At 39.4% G+C, this 19,726-nt stretch carries 15 protein-coding genes; 10 read left to right on the forward strand and 5 right to left on the reverse strand.

Translation table 11 applies throughout. From position 1 onward, the window contains the following. Window positions 1–1,712: 1,712 nt before the first annotated feature. Window positions 1,713–3,326 (reverse strand): phosphoenolpyruvate carboxykinase (ATP), encoded by a 1,614-nt coding sequence (gene pckA / locus QME03_RS03570; protein WP_281723496.1) that lies wholly within the window; start codon window positions 3,324–3,326, stop codon window positions 1,713–1,715. Between the two features lie 465 nt (window positions 3,327–3,791). Here pckA and upp point away from each other — a divergent pair, with 465 nt between their 5' ends. Together upp and QME03_RS03580 are read left to right on the forward strand one after the other, a co-directional pair. Next, window positions 3,792–4,451 (forward strand): uracil phosphoribosyltransferase, encoded by a 660-nt coding sequence (gene upp, locus QME03_RS03575; RefSeq protein WP_025817466.1) that lies wholly within the window; start codon window positions 3,792–3,794, stop codon window positions 4,449–4,451. 359 nt (window positions 4,452–4,810) lie between these two features. Beyond that, window positions 4,811–5,713 carry a patatin-like phospholipase family protein gene (locus tag QME03_RS03580; protein WP_025817469.1) on the forward strand — a complete coding sequence of 301 codons (903 nt, stop codon included), beginning with the start codon at window positions 4,811–4,813 and terminating at the stop codon, window positions 5,711–5,713. A gap of 207 nt (window positions 5,714–5,920) precedes the next feature. Here the strand turns inward: QME03_RS03580 and xpt are convergent, their stop codons facing one another. From xpt to QME03_RS03600, 4 genes are all read right to left on the reverse strand, one after another. Beyond that, window positions 5,921–6,487, reverse strand: coding sequence for a xanthine phosphoribosyltransferase (gene xpt, locus QME03_RS03585; protein ID WP_273263482.1), 567 nt, complete (start codon window positions 6,485–6,487; stop codon window positions 5,921–5,923). Between the two features lie 227 nt (window positions 6,488–6,714). Next, window positions 6,715–8,034: a nucleobase:cation symporter-2 family protein gene (locus QME03_RS03590; protein WP_281723497.1), complete on the reverse strand. Its 1,320-nt coding sequence runs from the start codon at window positions 8,032–8,034 to the stop codon at window positions 6,715–6,717. 328 nt (window positions 8,035–8,362) lie between these two features. Next, window positions 8,363–8,815, reverse strand: a complete 453-nt coding sequence (locus tag QME03_RS03595) for a Fur family transcriptional regulator (RefSeq protein WP_281723498.1) — start codon at window positions 8,813–8,815, stop codon at window positions 8,363–8,365. Continuing rightward, entirely contained in the window at window positions 8,816–10,099 is a 1,284-nt protein-coding gene (locus QME03_RS03600) for a histidine-type phosphatase (protein WP_025817474.1), read from the reverse strand. A gap of 670 nt (window positions 10,100–10,769) precedes the next feature. Between QME03_RS03600 and QME03_RS03605 the strand changes: the two genes are divergently transcribed. From QME03_RS03605 to QME03_RS03640, 8 genes are all read left to right on the forward strand, one after another. After that, the gene (locus QME03_RS03605; protein WP_025817476.1) at window positions 10,770–11,234 is read left to right on the forward strand and encodes a MaoC family dehydratase; all 465 of its coding nucleotides are present in this window, start codon (window positions 10,770–10,772) and stop codon (window positions 11,232–11,234) included. Window positions 11,235–11,562: 328 nt separating this feature from the next. Beyond that, window positions 11,563–12,564 (forward strand): acyltransferase family protein, encoded by a 1,002-nt coding sequence (locus QME03_RS03610; protein WP_281723499.1) that lies wholly within the window; start codon window positions 11,563–11,565, stop codon window positions 12,562–12,564. A 701-nt stretch (window positions 12,565–13,265) separates the two neighbouring features. Continuing rightward, complete coding sequence (locus QME03_RS03615; protein WP_281723500.1) at window positions 13,266–14,372, forward strand: acyltransferase family protein; 1,107 nt, start codon at window positions 13,266–13,268, stop codon at window positions 14,370–14,372. A 65-nt stretch (window positions 14,373–14,437) separates the two neighbouring features. Further along, complete coding sequence (locus QME03_RS03620) at window positions 14,438–14,764, forward strand: hypothetical protein (RefSeq protein ID WP_345740167.1); 327 nt, start codon at window positions 14,438–14,440, stop codon at window positions 14,762–14,764. Between the two features lie 15 nt (window positions 14,765–14,779). Then, the gene (locus QME03_RS03625; protein WP_281723501.1) at window positions 14,780–16,327 is read left to right on the forward strand and encodes an oligosaccharide flippase family protein; all 1,548 of its coding nucleotides are present in this window, start codon (window positions 14,780–14,782) and stop codon (window positions 16,325–16,327) included. Beyond that, window positions 16,321–17,478, forward strand: coding sequence for a Coenzyme F420 hydrogenase/dehydrogenase, beta subunit C-terminal domain (locus tag QME03_RS03630; RefSeq protein ID WP_281723502.1), 1,158 nt, complete (start codon window positions 16,321–16,323; stop codon window positions 17,476–17,478). The genes QME03_RS03625 and QME03_RS03630 overlap by 7 nt, the downstream gene beginning before the upstream one ends. Continuing rightward, on the forward strand, window positions 17,475–18,554 hold the full coding sequence (locus QME03_RS03635; RefSeq protein ID WP_281723503.1) for a polysaccharide pyruvyl transferase family protein: 1,080 nt from the start codon (window positions 17,475–17,477) through the stop codon (window positions 18,552–18,554). The genes QME03_RS03630 and QME03_RS03635 overlap by 4 nt, the downstream gene beginning before the upstream one ends. 85 nt (window positions 18,555–18,639) lie before the next feature. After that, on the forward strand, window positions 18,640–19,608 hold the full coding sequence (locus QME03_RS03640) for a glycosyltransferase family 2 protein (RefSeq protein ID WP_281723504.1): 969 nt from the start codon (window positions 18,640–18,642) through the stop codon (window positions 19,606–19,608). The last annotated feature ends 118 nt before the right edge of the window (window positions 19,609–19,726 follow it).

Here is a 19,726-nt window from a genome sequence, read left to right on the forward strand (position 1 = left end):
GATTAAACAGCCTAAAATACTTTAACTTTTTTCTATTTAAGCGTATCATCTTCACTTGGAACACGTACTTCATTCTAAGCCTAGCATTTAAAAGGCTAATGATTTGACGCAAAGATAGCATTTTGTTTCAGAAAGACAATAGGAAATCGCGGATTTTCTACTAAGAGCGTTATTGCTCAATTACCATGAATGGAAAACGTATTGATTTTTTATGTTGTATATATTGAGGGTGGTTTATTGTCTTTGTGCTGCTAAACCAAGATAGGTACACCTTTTCATGTACGAAGTGATAAATCTGAATTTCTGCCACATTTGTTTGTCACTAACAGCAGTTATGCCTCAAAAAGGTTACATCAGCAATTTATGTGATGGCGTTTAGTTTCTGATTACCAAAACTTTTGTGGGTTCTATACTTTATGCCTCCTTTATTTACTGCTATTAAAGAATATAATATGCGATTGACATCTCTGCCATTGGCCAACATCAGTATGCAGGTTATATTCAGTGTATAGGCCGATTATTCCTTGTGCTGCTGAACCTTGTGCAATGTTTCCAGTTGTTGTGAACATTGCTTTGTTTTCATAATACAGAGATAAGGGAAGTCTTAATATCCTAAAAAAACATTTGTTTTTTGACTATAAGGTGGTAAATATATTTTACAAATCGCAACTTTTTGGCGAACCATTCTAGAAGAAATTACCTTGCAAAACCTATATAAAATGCAGCAGAATGGTAAAAACGGCGGCCAACTTCGGGTGCTTCTCCTCTCCGATTTTTGCCATTTACTATGCTTTTGCATTTCTATTTGAAGAAAATTTGAGCCAAATCTGCATCCGAAACCACAAAAAATGATGGCCAAAACCCTTGCTTTTGCAACGCATTTAGCATCAAAACGCATTGCATTTAGCACCAAAATGCATTGCTAACTCGTGCAAAACGCAATGCTATCTCCTACAAAACGCAGTGCTAACTCGTGCTAAATGCAATGCTAACTCGTGCTAAATGCAATGCTATCTCCTACAAAACGCAGCAAAAACCCATGAAAACCCCCTTTTTAAGGCCGTTTTATAGGCAAATTGCCCCTAATTGGCGCAACGCCGTTTGCTGGTATTTGGCTAGGCACTAAATTGTGCCTCTTATCCCCAAAATGGGCTTAAAAGGCCACTTTTAAGCACTTATTTCGTGTAAGTGCTAGTAAACCAGTGTGTTATAAACTTTAAAAATACGCGAGAATTTTCGCCCAAGTGCCCGAAATTTTATGGAGGGGGCACTCATGATGTTAAAAGTTGGTGCAAATATTTTACATTTTCGCAAGCCTGATGGCTCAACATCGCGCCCTTAAAGGGTTAAAGCGCAAAGTTAGAAGCAGCACTTATTCGGCGGTATACATTGTTTAAGGGCTTTTTTATTGGCTTGAGGCGCGCTTGTAAGCACTTATGGAAGTATATGTTCGAAGTAGGCATGAAGCCTACAAACAGAACGCAAATCGCCTTTTTAAGCAAGCCGGCAAAAGTGGAGAGGCGCGAGTGAAGCATTGCGAGGGAGCAGCCACGTAAAAACCGCGAAATGCACCCCTCAACAGCTTAACAGCCGGGCCACCATAAGGGAAAAGCCTCACGCAGCAGCCATAAGCGCACAAAAAAGGCTCGCCCCAGCGTGGAGCGAGCTTTTAAGATATGTGATAACAACGTTGTTGTTATGCTTTCAGTGATTTACAACTTCGGACCAGCAGCTACGAGAGCCTTACCAGCTTCGTTGCCTTCGTACTTCTTGAAGTTCTTGATGAAGCGGCCAGCCAAGTCCTTAGCCTTCTCGTCCCACTGAGCTGCGTCAGCGTAAGTGTCGCGAGGATCGAGGATGTTGGTAGCAACGCCTTCGAGAACAGTAGGAATTTCGAAGTCGAAGATAGGCAACTTCTTGGTGGGAACGCTGTTGATAGCACCGCTAAGGATAGCATCGATAATGCCACGAGTATCCTTAATAGAGATGCGTTTGCCAGTACCGTTCCAGCCAGTGTTAACGAGGTAAGCCTTAGCACCGTTCTTCTCCATCTTCTTTACCAATTCTTCAGCATACTTGGTGGGGTGGAGTTCGAGGAACGCCTGGCCGAAACAAGCCGAGAAGGTAGGTGTAGGCTCGGTGATACCGCGTTCGGTACCTGCAAGCTTAGCGGTGAAGCCCGAAAGGAAGTAGTACTTGGTTTGTTCGGGGCTGAGGATAGAAACGGGAGGAAGAACACCAAAGGCGTCTGCGCTGAGGAAGATAACTTGCTTAGCAGCGGGACCAGCCGAGATGGGGCGAACGATGTTCTTGATGTGGTCGATGGGGTAAGACACGCGCGTGTTCTCGGTTGTGCTGCCATCGGTGAAATCGATTTTGCCGTTAGCGTCTACAGTAACGTTTTCGAGCAGAGCGTCGCGACGGATAGCGCCGTAGATATCGGGTTCGCTTTCTTTGTCGAGGTTGATAACCTTAGCGTAGCAACCACCTTCGAAGTTGAACACGCCATTGTCGTCCCATCCGTGTTCGTCGTCGCCGATGAGCAAACGCTTAGGATCGGTAGAAAGAGTGGTTTTACCAGTACCAGAAAGACCGAAGAAGATGGCTGTGTTTTCGCCATTGAGGTCGGTGTTGGCCGAGCAGTGCATAGAAGCGATGCCTTTGAGGGGCAAGTAGTAGTTCATCATAGAGAACATACCTTTCTTCATTTCGCCACCATACCAGGTGTTAAGGATAACTTGCTCTTTGGTTGTTACGTTGAATACAACAGCTGTTTCTGAGTTAAGGCCCAGTTCTTTGTAGTTTTCAACCTTAGCTTTAGAAGCGTTGTAAACGATGAAGTCGGGCTCTTGGTCCAATTCTTCTTGGTTTACGGGTTTGATAAACATGTTGGTAACGAAGTGAGCTTGCCATGCAACTTCAACGATGAAGCGGATTTTCATACGAGTGTCTTTGTTGGCACCGCAGAAACCGTCTACAACGAAGAGGCGTTTGTTAGAAAGTTCTTCCTTAGCCAGTTTGTTAACAGTTTCCCAAGCTTCTTTGCTAGCGGGGTGGTTGTCGTTCTTATATTCGTCGGTGGTCCACCATACAGTGTTGTGTGATGTTTCATCGTCAACGATAAACTTGTCTTTAGGCGAACGGCCAGTGTAAACACCAGTCATTACGTTAACAGCACCAAGTTCGGTAACTTGGCCTTTTTCAAAACCTACGAGGCCTTCTTTGGTCTCTTCTTCGAACAACACTTCATAAGAAGGGTTGTAAACAACTTCTGTTGTTCCTTTAATTCCGTACTTTTCTAGTACTGACTTGTCAAACTTTGCCATTTTTCTTAAATATGTTTAAGTGTGAATTTTATCCTTAGACTAAGCACACGCCTTCTTGGTGTACAGCGCAAAGTTAGCAAAATCGTTAAGAACCACCAAGCGCGCAAGGAGAAAAATACATTTGTGCTTTCCTTTTTAGGTTAAAGAATATAAAAAACAGGGTGTGTTGCGCCTTTTGCTATTTGCACATTACAAAAATAAGCGGGAATTTAATACTTTTGCATGGCATTAATTTTGAGTTCGTGAGCTTATGCATTCTTTAGTTCTTGTGTTATTGAACTTTTGCGTTCATGAGATGACGAGTTCATGAGTTGACACGTTTACGAGTTAACAAGATACCGCAGGCGGACAAACCAGGTGTTTGTCTGCCTTGCTGTGTGCAGACACCTAAGGCGTATGGGCCGTTAAACGGCTATCGCGATGCTGAGATTTTTAGAAACAGACCTATAACATATTCTTACGATGATGAAGATAGTAAATTTTAGTGAACACAATTCGATTGTAAATCAGTATCTTGCCGAAATCCGCGATGTGGATTATCAAAAAAATCGGCTGCTCTTTCGCAATAACATTCAACGTATTGGTGAATTGGAGGCTTACGAAATTAGCAAGACCTTAGACTATGAGGCGCGCGATATTACTACGCCTTTGGGGGTGGCCAGTGTGGAAGTGCCAACAGATAAAATTGTGCTGGCAACTATCTTCCGTGCGGGATTGCCTTTCCATAATGGTTTTTTGAATATCTTCGACCATGCGGGTAATGCTTTTGTGTCGGCTTATCGCGAATATGTTGACGAACAACATACGAAGGTGGGCATACATGTGGAGTATTTGGCTACACCTAGCATCGAGGGTAAAAACCTGATTATTGCCGACCCGATGCTGGCTACTGGTGGTTCGATGGAACTGGGATATAAGGCTTTTTTAACTAAGGGCACTCCTAAACGCATCCATGTGGCTTGCGTGATTGCTTCGCCCGAGGGTATTGAGCATATCCGTAAAACGTTCCCCGAAGACAAAACCACTATTTGGTGTGCTGCCATCGACCCTTGTTTGAACGAACATAAATATATCGTTCCTGGATTTGGAGATGCTGGCGACTTGTGCTACGGCGAAAAGGTGTAAGCCTTTTTAATGTTTAACCCCAATTGGTTCTTGGCCTGTGCTGGCGATTGAATAACCAATTGGGGTTAAACTCAACGATTGACACAGCGTGAATAAAATGCTTTTAGCTTCATGAAGTATGCCTCTTACTTTGTGGAGCTTAGTTTATATTTTCTTTTTCTGGAGGTGCTACTTGCTTGTTTATCAATGGTGCATAGCATAAATGCGCCAAAAAAGTTTGGCAGAAAGAATTTTTCTGTAACTTTGTTCGCGGTGGTTATAACATTGCGTTGGTGTCTTAGTATGGCAATAATTTGCGCTAAGTATCTAATTAACAGATACCTATAAACCATCGAGTGAATATAAAATTAGAATAACCTATGAAGAAAAATGTTGCATTGGTTTTGTCGAGCGGAGGTGCGCGCGGTTTGGCTCACATCGGTGCTATTGAAGAGCTGGAACGTAGAGGCTATTGTATAACCTCTATAGCTGGTTGCTCAATGGGGGCTTTGATTGGAGCTATGTATGCCGCTGGAAAATTGGCAGAGGTGAAGGAATGGATGGTGCAACTAGACAAAAAGAAAATTCTCTCTTTAGTGGATTTCTCTTTTAGCTTGAACCACCTGGTAAAGGGCGAAAAGGTGATGGATGCTCTAAAAGAAATTGTACCCGATGTAAATATTGAGGATTTGCCCATTCCTTATGCCGCTGTTGCTACTGATTGGAACAGTGGTAAGGAGGTGGTTTTTAAGAAAGGAAGCTTATACGAGGCTGTACGCTCTAGTATTTCGATACCGCTGTTTTTCAATCCTGTGCGAAAAGGTGAAATGCTTCTTGTGGATGGTGGACTGGTTAATGGTTTGCCACTTAATAGGGTGGCTAGAGTGAAAGGCGACTTGCTGGTTGGGGTTAATGTGAGCACACACGACTATAAGGAAGAAAAGCTTATGAGCGATATTATCGATAAGAAAACTCTGGCGAAGTCGTTGCCTGCTGCCATCGTTAAACGCATTATGGACTACCAAGAAGGATTGGGGCTGAACTATATGACGCTGCTCTCGCGTACGATTTCTATCATGCTTGAACAAAATACCCGACAACAAATCATTATCTCTAAACCTGATATCGCGGTGCAGGTGCAAATGAAGCGTTATGGAGGTAACGACTACGATAAGGCTGCAGAAATATCACTTATTGGTGAAAATAAGATGCGTAAGGCGCTGAATGAATATGAACAAGCGCATGCTTCTATCTGGGACCAACTCAAATCGTTTGGAAAATAAATGAAATAGGCGTACATGGTAGTGTGTATAGGCTATGAGGGGCTTTTCTTGACTCGTGCCTTATCGCTAATGACAGATTTGGGTTAAAATATAATGCCCCAGTTATCCCTAATTGTAAAGGATAACTGGGGCATCTGCTTGTAAAAAAATGGCTCTGGCGGTGGAGCTAAATGTTTGTCTTTGGGGCAAAGACGATGAGAAAGGGAGTTATCTGAGTTTGATTTCGCAGTTCTCAAGACTCTCTACCGTGGCCAAAGCCTTATAGCGAATGCCGTGTTGGCGCAGTAGCTCGCCTCCTTTTTGGAACGCTTTCTCGATGATAAAGCCCATGCCCTCGAGGTGTGCGCCAGCCTGTTTGCAAAGGTCGATTACGCCCATCGAGGCATTGCCATTAGCCAAGAAATCGTCGATAAACAACACATGGTCGTGCAGGGTAAGGTAGTCGGCCGAGATACACACCGTGTAACTGCGGTCTTTGGTAAATGAGTGCACCACCGATGTGAGCATGTTCTCCATTGTTTTTGGCTCTTTTTTCTTGATAAACACCACGGGCAATTGCATGATGTAGCCCACCAAGATGGCGGGAGCGATACCACTGGCTTCGATGGTTACAATCTTATTGATGTGGGCATCACCAAAATGTTGGCTAAATTCTTTAGCCACTTCCATCATTAAATTGGGGTCCATCTGGTGATTGATAAAACTATCCACTTTTAAAATGCCGCCTTCATAGCATTTGCCGTCTTGAAGGATGCGTGTTTTTAACTTATCCATGTGTGAGTTGGTGGGGTTATGAGTTGGTGAGTTTTTGAGTTTATGAGTTGGTGAGTTTATGAGTTGTTGAGTTTATGAGTTGGTAAGTTTATGAGTTTATGAGTTTTTGAGTTGGGGAGTTTTTGAGTTTATGAGTTTTCGAGTTGGTAAGCAGATTGTATGCTCACCCTAAACTCATTAACTCAGAAACTCACCAACTCCCCAACTCAAAAACTCCCCAACTAAAATCACTTCCTATTAAGCAGCGCGTTGGCCACAATGGCAGTTAAACCGCCAGTGGTGATACCCGAAGAGAAGATGGTTTGCACGCTTTGGGGCAATTGCTGGAGGATGGTGGGCATCAATTCAACGCCCATACCCAATGCTAAACTGGCTGCAATAACCAACACCGCCTTGCGGTCGAGCTTCTGACTTGCCACGATGCGAACACCCGCAGCGGCTACAGTACCGAACATGAGAAGCGTGGCGCCACCTAATACAGGCGATGGCATCAGCGAGAACACAATGCCCACGATGGGGAAGAGGCCCAACACCACCAACATGGCTGCAATGAAGTAGCCCACATAGCGACTAGCAACGCCCGTTAGCTGGATGATACCGTTGTTTTGAGCGAAGATGGAGTTGGGGAACGATGAGAAGATGCCAGCCAAAAGTGAGTTGAGGCCATCGGCGAACACACCGCCCGAAACGCGTTTTACATACACTTCGCCATCAACAGGCTCGCCCGAAACCATCGAGTTGGCCGTTACGTCGCCTGTGGCTTCGATGGCTGTAACGAGGTAAACCAATGCCACGGCAATGATAGACGACACGTTGAAATCTACACCCATCTTAAAAGGTATGGGCACATAGAATGCTTCCACGTTGCTGGCGTTGAAACTTCCAAAGTCGACCATGCCCATGCAAAGGGCCAAGATGTAACCCACAACCACGCCTAGCACGATAGAACTCATGCGGATATATTTGTTGTTGCTGCAGTTGAGTGCGATGACGCTGGCCAAAACCGTGGCTGCAACGATGAGGTTGCGTGGCGTACCAAAATCTTCGGCCGCGGGGTCGCCGCCTCCACAAGCCATAACGCCAGCCTTAACAAGACTCAAACCAATGAGCATCACCACAATGCCACTTACCAAGGGGGTGATGATGCGACGCAGGTATTTAAACGAATAGCTAACAGCCATCTCTACTGGCGCTGCAGCTATGCAGGCTCCGAAGATGAGCGACAAACCACCAGCCTGACCGATGGCGATGATTGGACCGATGAACGAGAAGCTTGTGCCTTGTACACAAAGCAATCCGCAGCCCACAGGTCCGAACTTACGGCATTGTATAAAGGTGGAAACGCCCGACACGAAGAGGGCCATCGACACCAGAAAACCCGTGGTGGCTAGGTCCATGTGTAGGGCCTTGGAAATGATTAACGGTGGGGTGATGATGGCCACAAAGATGGCTAATAGGTGCTGAATGGCCGCAAAAAGAGTTTCTTGCAACGGTGGGCGGTCGTTAACACCATAAATAATGGCGGCTTTGGTTGTTTGTTGTTCCATTGTTTGTTATTTAATAAAATGTCTAACCCAATAGCTTTTAAAGGTGAAAGGACGTTTAAAGGTGAAAGGATGAAAGGACGTTTAAGGGTGAAAGGGCGTTTAAGGGTGAAAGGATGAAAGGGCGTTTAAGGGTTTAAGGGTGAAAGGTGAAAGAATGGATAACGCCGCGTATTCATTCGGCTTTACTACTTACTCCTTACTCCTTACACTCATCTCCTTACTCCTTCTTACTTACTCCTTACTACTCATTTCCTTACTCCTTACTACCTACTACTTCTTACCTACTCCTTCTTCCTCCTCAACTCCTCAACTCCTTACTACTTACTCCTTACTTTATTACTTTACACCTAACCTCAGACTCCTTTCTTGTACACTCTGGGCATAATCCCTTTAGTACATAATTAACGCTATTGAGGAGAAAGCCATCGGGTAGAGGCACCACAGGCACCGACAATTGTTTGAGGCAGAAAGTGCGGTGGCAATGTTCGCAGTAAAAGTGCGTGTGCTCATCTTGCACAGTGCAATCGCAATCGTCGGCACATACGGCGTATTTGAGTGCGCCCGACCCATCGTCGATGGCGTGAATGAGTCTGTGGAGCAAGAAAAGCGAAAGTGTTCGCGAGATGGTGCTTTTGTCTATAGTGGGCAGAAGACGTTCCAGCTCGGGGAGCGAAACGGTTTCGTCGCCTCGCATCATCTCGCGAACAATAAGCAGGCGAGTGGCCGTGGGTTTGATGTGGCGCAGTGTTAGTTTGGCTACAAAAAAGGCTTCGTCGTGCATTTATTCTTTGTAGGCGTCTATTTTCTTGAGGTAGAAATCGCGGAAGTCGCTCCAGCGATAATACGGACCGCTAACGGCTTTGAGGGGCAATGTGGCCTCGTTCTCGTTAAGCATCACCTTAAAGAGCACATCTTTGTCGGCAGCATTCTTGCGATAGAACACAAATTGGAGGTTTGAGGCCATGGGGAAAATCTTATAATCTAGCCAATTCTGGGGTGCTAGTTGTTCCAAGTCGGCAATCTGTCGGCCGTTTTGGTTGAGGTTGAGTAAGCAAACAAGGGGCATTACCATTGTGTCGTGGCCATAGCGCAGTGTGGCACCAGGACTAGCAAGCTTAATACAGCTATCGGCTTGCGTGATGATGTTGCGCAGTAAGTTGCGCTGACTGTATGGCTGAGTGCCACCATTGAGGGGCGAAGGACCATACATAATATACCAACGAGCATTGCCAACGAGCCAGTTTTCGTAAAGTTCGTCAACCGTAAAGAGGTCGAGCAGCTGCAACTTATGGCGCAATTCGGTGCTTTGCACATTGTTGGCCACCTTAATAAGCATGCGGTTAAATTCGTTAGCGTTTATATTGTTCTTCCAGTATTCGGCATCGTTGAAGAGCGAATTCATCACTCTGTCGTGCATTTCGTGTTTCTTCGCAAAAGCAAGGTAAGCATCTTTTGCAGCGCCACGCATTTTTCTTGCACGCAAACTATCGTCTGTTTGATTCATATAATACATGTCGTGCATGCTGGCATCGTGCTTAACAATCAATTGTGGGTTAAGCAACAGCAGCTGTTGCAATGCATTTTCCATGGAAAGGATGCAGCGAATAACGGTTGTGCTTTTGGCATCGATGGTTGTTCGTCCGGCAAAAACTTCGGGAAAGTTTTGATACATGCGGCGTGCAATGCCCTTGTGTTGTTCGGCTCCGCGTTGTGTTAGTTCGCCATCGCGCAGCATTGCTTCTTCGCGTATCAGCTTCAGTTTGCCCATGGTGGCTTTACCTAGCGGTGTGAGTTTGCCCAAACTGTCGGCCTTGGCGAGCGTGAAGTAAGTGGTGTCGTAGTCTTTTGTACCGATGAGATAGCGCGACCCGTGTCTGCCATAGTGACTAATATAAAACGGTTTGTAACCTTTTGGCGCAGGCGTTTGCGCCTTTTGCGGACCGGGATAGGCCCAATAATTACCGGCAGACATGAGTCTGTCTTTCTTAAAATCGTCCTTGGCCTGTTGGGCAAAAGCACCAACACTGAGGGTCAAAGCGCAAAACACAATTGAAGCTTTTCTCATAAGGTAAAAATGATTGAATGTGCAAAGATAATTATTTTTTTTGAACTTGGGCAAGATAATGAGAGAAGTTAAGGATTGCGAGAGAAGAAGGGGCAAATTAAGATGATGAGAAGGGCGTGATGTGTATAGAATTGGAGAGGGTAAGGAAGAGGAAGGCATGGAAAGAGTATATAATGGAGAGGGGTAAGGGTGATGAGGTTTGTCTTCTTCTTTTGGCGTGAGAATATATCTCAGCGTTTAGTTGCTTTAGTGTCTTTGTATGATTCATGTTTTAACCAAAATCGGCGGGTTGACCGCTTATCATCTGTTTGATGTTGTTTTCATGGCTCCAGTCCATCTTTTATTTGCTTGTAGGTATCTTAGTTTTGTTCTTTTGGTGTAGTGCACTACGCCAAAAGAATACGACAAGCAAAGTGTCTACAAGAAAATAATAGATGTTAGGAAACAACACAAAAACAAAAGTACTGGAAACATTGTGGTCTAATGACGCATTTGGGTTAAAGAAAAAGGCGCACATGGATGGGTTAATAAATAGATGGTAAAAGCCTATGCTACGCCATCCAAAATAGGATAACATTTGTTTTCTTCAATACTTTTATGTAATTTCGCCGTAGTTTATGGCGCGATGGAGCCATTTATTTTGCATCAGATAATCATTAAATAAAAGACAATGAGCAAATTAGTTGTTAACTCTTACGAAGAGTTTGCCGCCCATCTGGGCGAAGAGCTAGGCGTTTCGCCATGGCTGGAGATAGACCAAGAGCGCATCAACCTCTTTGCAGATGCCACGTTAGACCATCAATGGATACACGTTGACGTGGAGCGTGCCAAACAAGAAAGTCAGTTTAAGAGCACCATTGCACACGGATATCTCACCCTCTCGCTGCTGCCTCACCTATGGGAACAGATTATTGAGGTGAACAACATCAAGATGTTGGTGAACTATGGCATGGACAAGATGCGCTTTGGACAGGCCGTGGTGACAGGAAGTAAAGTGCGACTGGTTACCAAACTGCACGCCATCAGCAATATTCGCGGCATTTGCAAAACCGAGATAGAATTTAAAATAGAAATCGAAGGACAACGCAAACCCGCCCTCGAAGGCATCGCCACCTTCTTGTATTATTTTGAGTAAGAGGGGGTAGGACGGTTCCCTCATCAAAGTTTAATCGTAGGTTCTGTGTGCTGTGCTTCATCGTTTTGAAGCAGGCCTAAGAACCTACTTTGTTGTTAGTTAATGATATTTTTTAGCACTCTTATTTCATTGATATATTTTTGTGAATTCCCCTTTATTTTATTATTTTTGCAGTGTTTTTAATATAATTGCTAACAAAACAATTGACAACAAGATTATCAAGTAGAAGTCAGATGCATCTAGGCATATTGTATGTATACATTGATTATCCCTTTATTAATTACAAATTTAGTAGAAAAGCATTTTGTAAAGCTTAAAATTAAAGATTATGCAGAATAATATTTCGCGCACAGAAACAGACATTCTGAAAGGAGTGGCCATAATCATGATGTTGTGGTTGCACTTGTTTTTAAAAGAAAGTGATATAGGAAACTATTCCGATTTGCATTTTTCAAATGGGTTGTCTCTGTCTTATTATCTAACTCGACTATGCACACCTGTGTCTTTCTTTCTAATACTAAGTGGGTATGGGCTAGCCTACTTGTATAATGAAAACAGGCTTTCGCCTCGCACACAACTTCCGCGCTTATTAAAACTTTACATACATTATTGGTGGGTGTTGCTTGTGTTTGTTCCCATTGGAGTATTTGTAAAGCCCGAACACTATCCAGGCTCGCTAACCGATTTTTTGCTCAATGTGTTATCTTGGAAGCATAACTACAATTATGAAACTTGGTTTTTGTTACCCTATGCCTTGATAAGCATTTCTGCCTTATACATCTTAAAGATAATAGAGAAGGTGGGAATGAAGTGGGCTTTAGTAGGTACATTTTTGTTGTATCTAGCATCGTCTTATTTGTTTAGTCGTTATGGAGATTTTGTTTATTCGCATTTGGCGGTAGCATTAGTTGTAGAATATGTACAATTCCTTTTCTCGGTAACTTTAGGTGTTGTGCTCTTTCGTAGCAAATACGTTAAAGCACCATTCATTAAAGGCGCTTATGTTTATGTGGCCCTATTACTTCTTTTTGCACTAAAGATAACCTTCAAAACAGCAGCATTCGACCCTCTATATTCTTTTGCTGTAATACTTTTAGTGCTTAAATTGCCAATGCCTGGTGCTGCGAAACGCGTGTTGGCATATCTAGGAGGCTATAGCATGATTATATGGTTATCACATACCTTCTTTTGTTACTACTTATTTCATGACCTTGTTTATAGCTTTAGGTATCCCTTGGTAATATTCACAGTCTTGCTGGTGGTGAGCCTTATCGTGGGAATAGTGATTTGTTATTTGGCAAAAAAAACAGCCAGTGTGTTGAAAATATAAGCACGAACGGACTCTTCGAGGGCAATAATTTAACATCAGAATTATGCCGTTTTATGTAAACACAATACTGAGAGATAGAACTCTGCGTAAAAAGATATAACGTAGCAGCACAGCAATAATATCGTTCACATAGTAGAGGTAATGTTAAAACACCGTTTTATTATTCTTTTAAATTGTCCGCATTGCCATTCTAGCCTCACTCATTTCAAAATTTATTTGGAGCATTAAAAAAAAATATATAGTTTTGCATACGTAAAGAGCATGCACGATGGATAACTTGCGAACAAAAACGTTCTAATGCGGGGGTAATTGTGGTGTTATAATTAGAGAGTGCCTATACCCACGAATTTGGGGATAGGGAGGAGAGGATGTAGATTTAGTAAACCTTATTATTGATATAGTCTAAATGATATTGATAATTCCGAATGGTAGTATTGATTGGCAAAGACTAGTACATGGGTATAGCATGGAGTTAGTGTTATTTGTAGCCTCCTTGCCTTGATCTTATGTCAGTCTTATGTTGCAATGTCTTTCATGACTGCTGTTTAAATCCCCAAATAATAGGGCTATATCTTGAAGATACAAAACCAAGTATTAGAATGATATTTATCTATTAGTTGGTTGTGGCGAGCTCTTTATTAATTAAATCAGAAACTTTGTTTTCTTTCCTTTATTAAATATGTTTTACCTTATTTGTTTTTATGAATCAAGTTAATCAATTGCAGTCAAAAACAATTTCATATATACGTTTCCCTTTAATTGTCCTTATCGTTTATATTCACAACCAGGGTATGGGAACTCCATTGAGAGAGGTTTCTATTTCTTGGGCAAACTTTACCGATATAGACGCATATAACTTGTTAAGGTTGGTAATTACTGAGGTCATAGCAAGGGCAGCAGTACCAGCATTCTTTATACTTTCTGGTTATTTGTTTTTCTTTGGGAAGACTTCTTTTTCAAGAGAAATTTGGTTGACGGCACTGAAAAAGCGTTTTTGGACTTTATTTGTGCCATTTGTTCTTTGGAATATTATTGCAGCTTGTTTCACAATTGCCTTTTGTCGCATAAAAGGCTTGCCAAGCGGTTTAAATTTTATGCGTATTTTCTTAAATGAAGGCCATCCTTCTACATGGATGGATGTTTTTGGAAACACCCATACATTATGCTATCCACTTGACGTGCCTTTGTGGTATATAAGGGATCTTATTGTTTTGTGTGTTTGTTCTCCTATAATATATTTGTTTGTAAAGCATGTTCCTAAACTATTTATGGTCGTGTTATTCTTTTTTGCAATAACAGGGTATAATCTAGATATAATTGGTTTTAACTATAATGCATTTATCTTCTTCGGTATAGGTTCCTATATGGGAATACGACAAATGAATATAATTGAATTAGGAAGAAAATTTAAAGTGTCCATTCTAACATTGACGTTAGGTCTTATAGTTCTGTTTATTTATTTACGTTCTATAGGAGAAACTCATTATTGGTTAAACAGCTTGTTTTTTATTAGTTTCTTTATGTCTCTCGTTGTTGTTGTTGCTGGGCTGATACAGCATGGCAGTGTGCGGTTGCATCCCCTATTGGCGCGGAGCGTCTTTTTTGTTTTCGCACTTCATCTCATGCCCTACTTTATGGTTTTTCCTTCGTCCTGGCTTAAATTCCTTCCAAGTTCTACATTGTTTTTTGTGGGCGACTATTTGTTAACGCCTATAATAAAGATTTCGGTGTGTTTGCTACTATATATTATATTAGATAAGCTTTCGCCGAAGATTAATAGCTTGCTCTCAGGGAGCAGGTCAAAATAGAATGGATACCTTTGAGTTGTGTAAAGAAATGATTTGTTTTAGTTTTGGATATTTGAGATAATTATATGGTAGACAATAAAAAGATAGCGAAGAATACCATATACATGTATGTCAGGATGATTTTCGTCATGGCCATATCATTGTATACGTCTCGTGTAGTTCTCAATACGCTTGGTGTTGATGATTATGGTACGTATCAAGTTGTTGGTGGAATAGTGGGGCTACTTGCTTTCTTAAACTTGACCCTAAATCAAGGCATATCACGGTTTTTGATTTTTGAATTTGGGAAGACTTCTTTTTCAAGAGAAACTTGGCTGACTACACTGAAAAAGCGATTTTGGATTTTATTTGTGCCATCCGTTGTTTGGGAGCCAATTCTTTTTGACGTATAATAAATTAACATTATAATGTCAGACGTATCATCTAATAATAAACGTATAGCAAAGAATACATTAGCACTATATTTTAGAACGTTTTTTTCATTATTAGTATCTCTGTATACAAGTCGTATTATATTAAATGAACTAGGCGTAACAGATTATGGTATATATAATGTGGTTGGAGGTTTTGTAGGTATGTTTGTAATATTATCTTCTTCACTATCAGGAGCAATTAGTCGTTTTCTGACATTTGAATTAGGTAAAGGAAATATTGATAAGCTGAATAATATCTTTTGTACATCTGTAAATATTCAAATAATATTATCAATATTAATTATTATTGTGTCAGAAACTTTGGGTTTATGGTTTCTGTCTGAAAAGTTGAATATAGATCCAAGTAGAATGTTTGCTGCAAGATGTGTATTCCATACATCTGTTATAGTACTTGTACTTGATCTTATAACTATTCCTTATAATGCAATCATTGTTGCTCATGAACACATGAAAGCGTTTGCTTATTTGGGAATTACTCATACATTGTTAAAATTATTAATAGTATTTTTGTTGCCTTTCTTCTTTTTAGATAAGTTAATAGTTTATTCCTTTCTTCTCTTAACGACCTATATTGTCATACGTATTTTAAATGGAATCTATTGTAAACGACATTTTGTAGAAACAAAATGGCGCTTTTATATAGATAAGTCTTTAATGAAAGAAATGTTTGCTTTTTCAGGCTGGACTTTTATAGGTTCGTCATCAGCAATTCTAAGAGATCAAGGTTCAAATATATTGTTGAATTTATATGCAGGGCCAGTTGTTAATGCCGCACGTGGTATAGCTGAACAGGTAAATGGAGCTGTAAATAGCTTTGCTTCTAATTTTATGACTGCTGTGAATCCACAGATTACAAAATCTTATGCAGCTAATGATAAAGCATATATGTTGGACCTTATTTATAAGAGTGCAAAATTTTCGTTATACCTTTTATTATTTTTATCTTTACCCATTATAGTAGAGACACCATATATTTTAAAAATATGGCTAAAAGTTGTTCCCGAGCATACAATTTGGTTTGTGCGGTTAATTCTGCTGTTTGCTTTATGTGATTCTGCATCACGTCCATTAATTACAGCTATTCTTGCTACTGGTAATATAAAGAATTACCAGTTAATAATAGGAGCCTTTCAATTTCTTTGTCTACCGATCTCTTATTTCTTTCTAGAAAGAGGGTTTCCCCCAGAAATTACTCTTATTGTTGCTCTAGTCCTAAACTTATGTTGTCTTGTTGTTCGATTAATTTTATTACGAAAGATGATAGGATTAAGCGTAAGGATTTATATTAAAAATGTTGTTTGTAGAGTAGGTCTAATAGGTATTGTATCTTCGGCTTTACCCATTTATATGTCTTGTAGGTTGTCTAATAATTTATCCTCTTTTGTTGTGGTGACAGGATTAACGTTAGTTATAACGTTATTGTCTATTTATTTTATAGGATGCTCTTCCTCAGAGAGGTACACAATAAAGAATGCATTATTAAATTCATACAAAAAACTAATTAGCTCAGTAATATGTTGAGAGTTGATAGCAAGAAGCTTCATGAGTGTTGTGGTTGTACCGCATGTGTAGTAGCATGTCCTTTTGGGGCTATAAAAATGGAACCAGATGAAATGGGTTTTAAATATCCATTAATAGATAATGATTTATGTACAAATTGTGGGAAGTGTTTCAGAGATTGTCAATTTATACCATCTTATAAAAACTTTAATGATTTCAAAGAACCACTTGTATATGCAGGCCGATTAAAAGACGAGGAAAAACTGAGTCAAAGTCAAAGTGGCGGTGCGTTCGCAGCCATTGCTGAAACGATACTTGCCCAAGGTGGTATTGTTTATGGTGTTTATTATTCAAAAGACTTTAAAGTTAGTCATTGTAAGATAACTAATAGAGAAGCGCTAAATGTAATAAAAGGTTCTAAGTATGTACAAAGCAATTTAGATGGTATATTTTTAGATGTTATAAACGAGTTAAAAAATGATAGACAGATTTTATTCTCAGGCGTTCCATGCCAAATAGAGAATTTAAGAAAGCAAACAGAAAGGATTAAAACTGGTAAATTAATCACAGTTGACATTCTATGTCATGGTGTAGGTGCCCCTAAGATATGGGAGGATTATTTATCTTTCCTTGAGACTAAACATTCTTCTTCTTTACAGAAAGTAAATATGAGAGATAAACTTTTAGGCTGGAAAGGTGGAATAGAAACATATAGCTTTAACAATAAGAAAAAAATTATTACAGAGTCTTATCTTTATTTATATTTTTCACATCTAATTCAAAGGGAAAGTTGCTATAATTGTCCTTATACCAATTTAAAGCGTGTTGGTGATATTTCTTTAGGGGATTTTTGGCATTGGGAAAAAACGTCTCACCAAGAGTTTAGAGATAATAAGGGGATATCTTTAATATTTATAAATTCTTCAGTTGGTAAATCTACTTTTGACCATGCATCAGAACTATTAGAAATAATACCAAGTAATACGAAAGAATGTATGCAGGATGTTTTAAGAAAATGTATACAGCCAAATGTAAAACGTCAAAACTTTCTAGATGATTATAAAAAGAAAGGTTTTAAATATGTGGCGTATAAGTATGGAGATTTGGGTTATGTCTACAAAACAAAAATATTTATAGCAAAGTTGCTTTCAACAATAAAGAATAAATTATGAAAATTGGAATAATTACTTTTCATTGTGCGCATAACTATGGGGCTGTTTTACAAGCTTATGGTCTAAAAGAATTTTTAAAGTTATCTGGGCATTCTGTTAATGTAGTTAATTACAGACCCAGATATATTGTTAATACTTTTAGAAAGTTTAATCTAAGATACTGGTTATCCCGTAATCCTTATAAATGTATTGTCCGTTTATTTATAGAAATTATAGTAAAACCAATAAGAATTAAGCGCTGGTATGTTTTTGAGAGATTTATGGATGAATATTTAGATTTGTCTCCCTACTCTAAAGAAAATAACTTTTCTTATTTAGACTTCTTGGTATTAGGAAGTGATCAAATATGGAATCCTAAACTTACAGGTGGAAATTTTGATGGGGTGTATTTTGGAAATGGTGCAAAGTGTAATGTTATATCTTATGCTGCAAGTAGTAGATTTGAGTCATTATCACTAGAGCAACAAAACTATTTTTCAATTAATCTCAGTAACTTAAAGGGTATTAGTGTAAGAGAAAGTTCTCTAGCTGATTTATTACAACCTCTGGTTAATCTGAAAGTGAATGTTGTAGTAGATCCCACTCTTTTAGCAGGTAGAGAGGTTTTTGATGATATAGCAATTTCACCTAAAAAAGAGAAATATCTTCTTTTATATCAAATAGGTCAATGGACCGAATTAAATAACTTAGCAAGAAAAATTGCGGAAAAGCTAAATTTAGAAATCATAGAGATATCGTCACATCCGATAGAGCCTAGAAAGGGATTAGTACAGACAGCGTCCCCTAATGAATTTGTTGGATATTTCAAAGATGCTACATTTATAGTAACAACATCTTTCCATGGTTTAGCGTTTTCTATCATGTATAATAGGCAATTCTATTGTTTAAAAAAGAATTCTGATTCGGATTTGCGCCTGTTATCCTTACTTGATAAACTAGATTTACAAGGGCGTTTCTTAGAAATAGGAGAGGAGCCAGATTTTGAATTTATTGATTATAATAATGTGAACCAAAAATTGAAGAGAGAAAGAGATATGTCTGTAGAGTATTTACAAAAATCAATCAATTTGGGGTAGATGAATTGTTTACAACACCTTAAGTTTAAATTCAGAGGTTTCGTTAAAATGGCTTGTTATAATACAATTAATATCGTGTTTTCTAATGACAATAAGTTTTATTATTCCTATTTTTAATAGTGAGTTATATTTAAAAAAATGTGTCAAGAGCATTTTTAACTCTTCCTTATCAGAAATAGATATTGAGGTTTTTTTGGTAGATGATAGTTCTACTGATGATAGTGTAAAAGTTGCAAAAGAACTATCACAACAATATAATAGCATAGCAGTAATAGAGCAAAATAATCAAAGTAATCGTGGTGCCAGTGTGGCTCGAAATCTTGGCTTAAAAGAAGCAACAGGAGATTATATTTGGTTTATGGATAGTGATGACTATTTAGACTCAACATTAGTAGGACAAATTATAGGAGATATAAAAAAATATAATTGTCCAGATATTTTTGCAATTCAATTAAAGCTTATTGATGGTAAAATAACTCGTATAGAGTGTTCGCAACCAAATGTTAAACATAATATCGTTTTAAAAGGCCGTGATGCAATTTTAAGCGGCTATCAACCTTCGTCAGTATGTGCTATAATTTGCAAAAGAGAATTTTTGGATAATAACAAGTTAAGATTTTACGAAGGAATTTCACATGAAGACGTTGAGTTTTCTATGAGGGCGGTTGCTTTAGCTCATAGTGTCTATTTTTCGGATTATTTAGCATACATCTATACAATGCATGCTGGTTCTGTTTCAAAATCAAGAACGGCGGAGCGACAGTATTTTTACATTATAGGTGATATGTATGTAGCATTATCTCTTCAGAAGTTTGCTAAAACAATTGATGATGTAGAACTTCAAAATCATATATTGAGATGGAGTAATAATATTTTGTTGAATCTTTCCTTATCTGTAAAGCGAAGCAATAATCCTTTGATGGATAAAAACTTTAAGAAAAAAGTTTTTTTAGATATGAAAAATCATGGTGTCTTTCCTCTTAAAGGTCCTTTTACATCGTGGAAAATATGGCTTTTAAGTAAGCTTGTTAATCTTAGTTGTATTCACCTATAAATATTCGACTCTTGATACTTGCATTTACTGTTGAAAATGCTTAACTAAAGTTATGCAAGTGCTGAATAGTTACGAATTATTTTATCAGAAACGCAGCCAATGTAGTGGCTCATCTGCT

The sequence above is a fragment of the Hoylesella shahii genome (assembly GCF_937990675.1).
In the GTDB taxonomy this organism is placed as follows: domain Bacteria; phylum Bacteroidota; class Bacteroidia; order Bacteroidales; family Bacteroidaceae; genus Prevotella; species Prevotella shahii.

Bases quoted from the DNA above. Each gene is read 5' to 3' on its own strand.
- pckA (WP_281723496.1), bottom strand. From the start codon at position 3,326: ATGGCAAAGTTTGACAAGTCAGTACTAGAAAAGTACGGAATTAAAGGA.
- upp (WP_025817466.1), top strand. From the start codon at position 3,792: ATGAAGATAGTAAATTTTAGTGAACACAATTCGATTGTAAATCAGTAT.
- QME03_RS03580 (WP_025817469.1), top strand. From the start codon at position 4,811: ATGAAGAAAAATGTTGCATTGGTTTTGTCGAGCGGAGGTGCGCGCGGT.
- xpt (WP_273263482.1), bottom strand. From the start codon at position 6,487: ATGGATAAGTTAAAAACACGCATCCTTCAAGACGGCAAATGCTATGAA.
- QME03_RS03590 (WP_281723497.1), bottom strand. From the start codon at position 8,034: ATGGAACAACAAACAACCAAAGCCGCCATTATTTATGGTGTTAACGAC.
- QME03_RS03595 (WP_281723498.1), bottom strand. From the start codon at position 8,815: ATGCACGACGAAGCCTTTTTTGTAGCCAAACTAACACTGCGCCACATC.
- QME03_RS03600 (WP_025817474.1), bottom strand. From the start codon at position 10,099: ATGAGAAAAGCTTCAATTGTGTTTTGCGCTTTGACCCTCAGTGTTGGT.
- QME03_RS03605 (WP_025817476.1), top strand. From the start codon at position 10,770: ATGAGCAAATTAGTTGTTAACTCTTACGAAGAGTTTGCCGCCCATCTG.
- QME03_RS03610 (WP_281723499.1), top strand. From the start codon at position 11,563: ATGCAGAATAATATTTCGCGCACAGAAACAGACATTCTGAAAGGAGTG.
- QME03_RS03615 (WP_281723500.1), top strand. From the start codon at position 13,266: ATGAATCAAGTTAATCAATTGCAGTCAAAAACAATTTCATATATACGT.
- QME03_RS03620 (WP_345740167.1), top strand. From the start codon at position 14,438: ATGGTAGACAATAAAAAGATAGCGAAGAATACCATATACATGTATGTC.
- QME03_RS03625 (WP_281723501.1), top strand. From the start codon at position 14,780: ATGTCAGACGTATCATCTAATAATAAACGTATAGCAAAGAATACATTA.
- QME03_RS03630 (WP_281723502.1), top strand. From the start codon at position 16,321: ATGTTGAGAGTTGATAGCAAGAAGCTTCATGAGTGTTGTGGTTGTACC.
- QME03_RS03635 (WP_281723503.1), top strand. From the start codon at position 17,475: ATGAAAATTGGAATAATTACTTTTCATTGTGCGCATAACTATGGGGCT.
- QME03_RS03640 (WP_281723504.1), top strand. From the start codon at position 18,640: ATGACAATAAGTTTTATTATTCCTATTTTTAATAGTGAGTTATATTTA.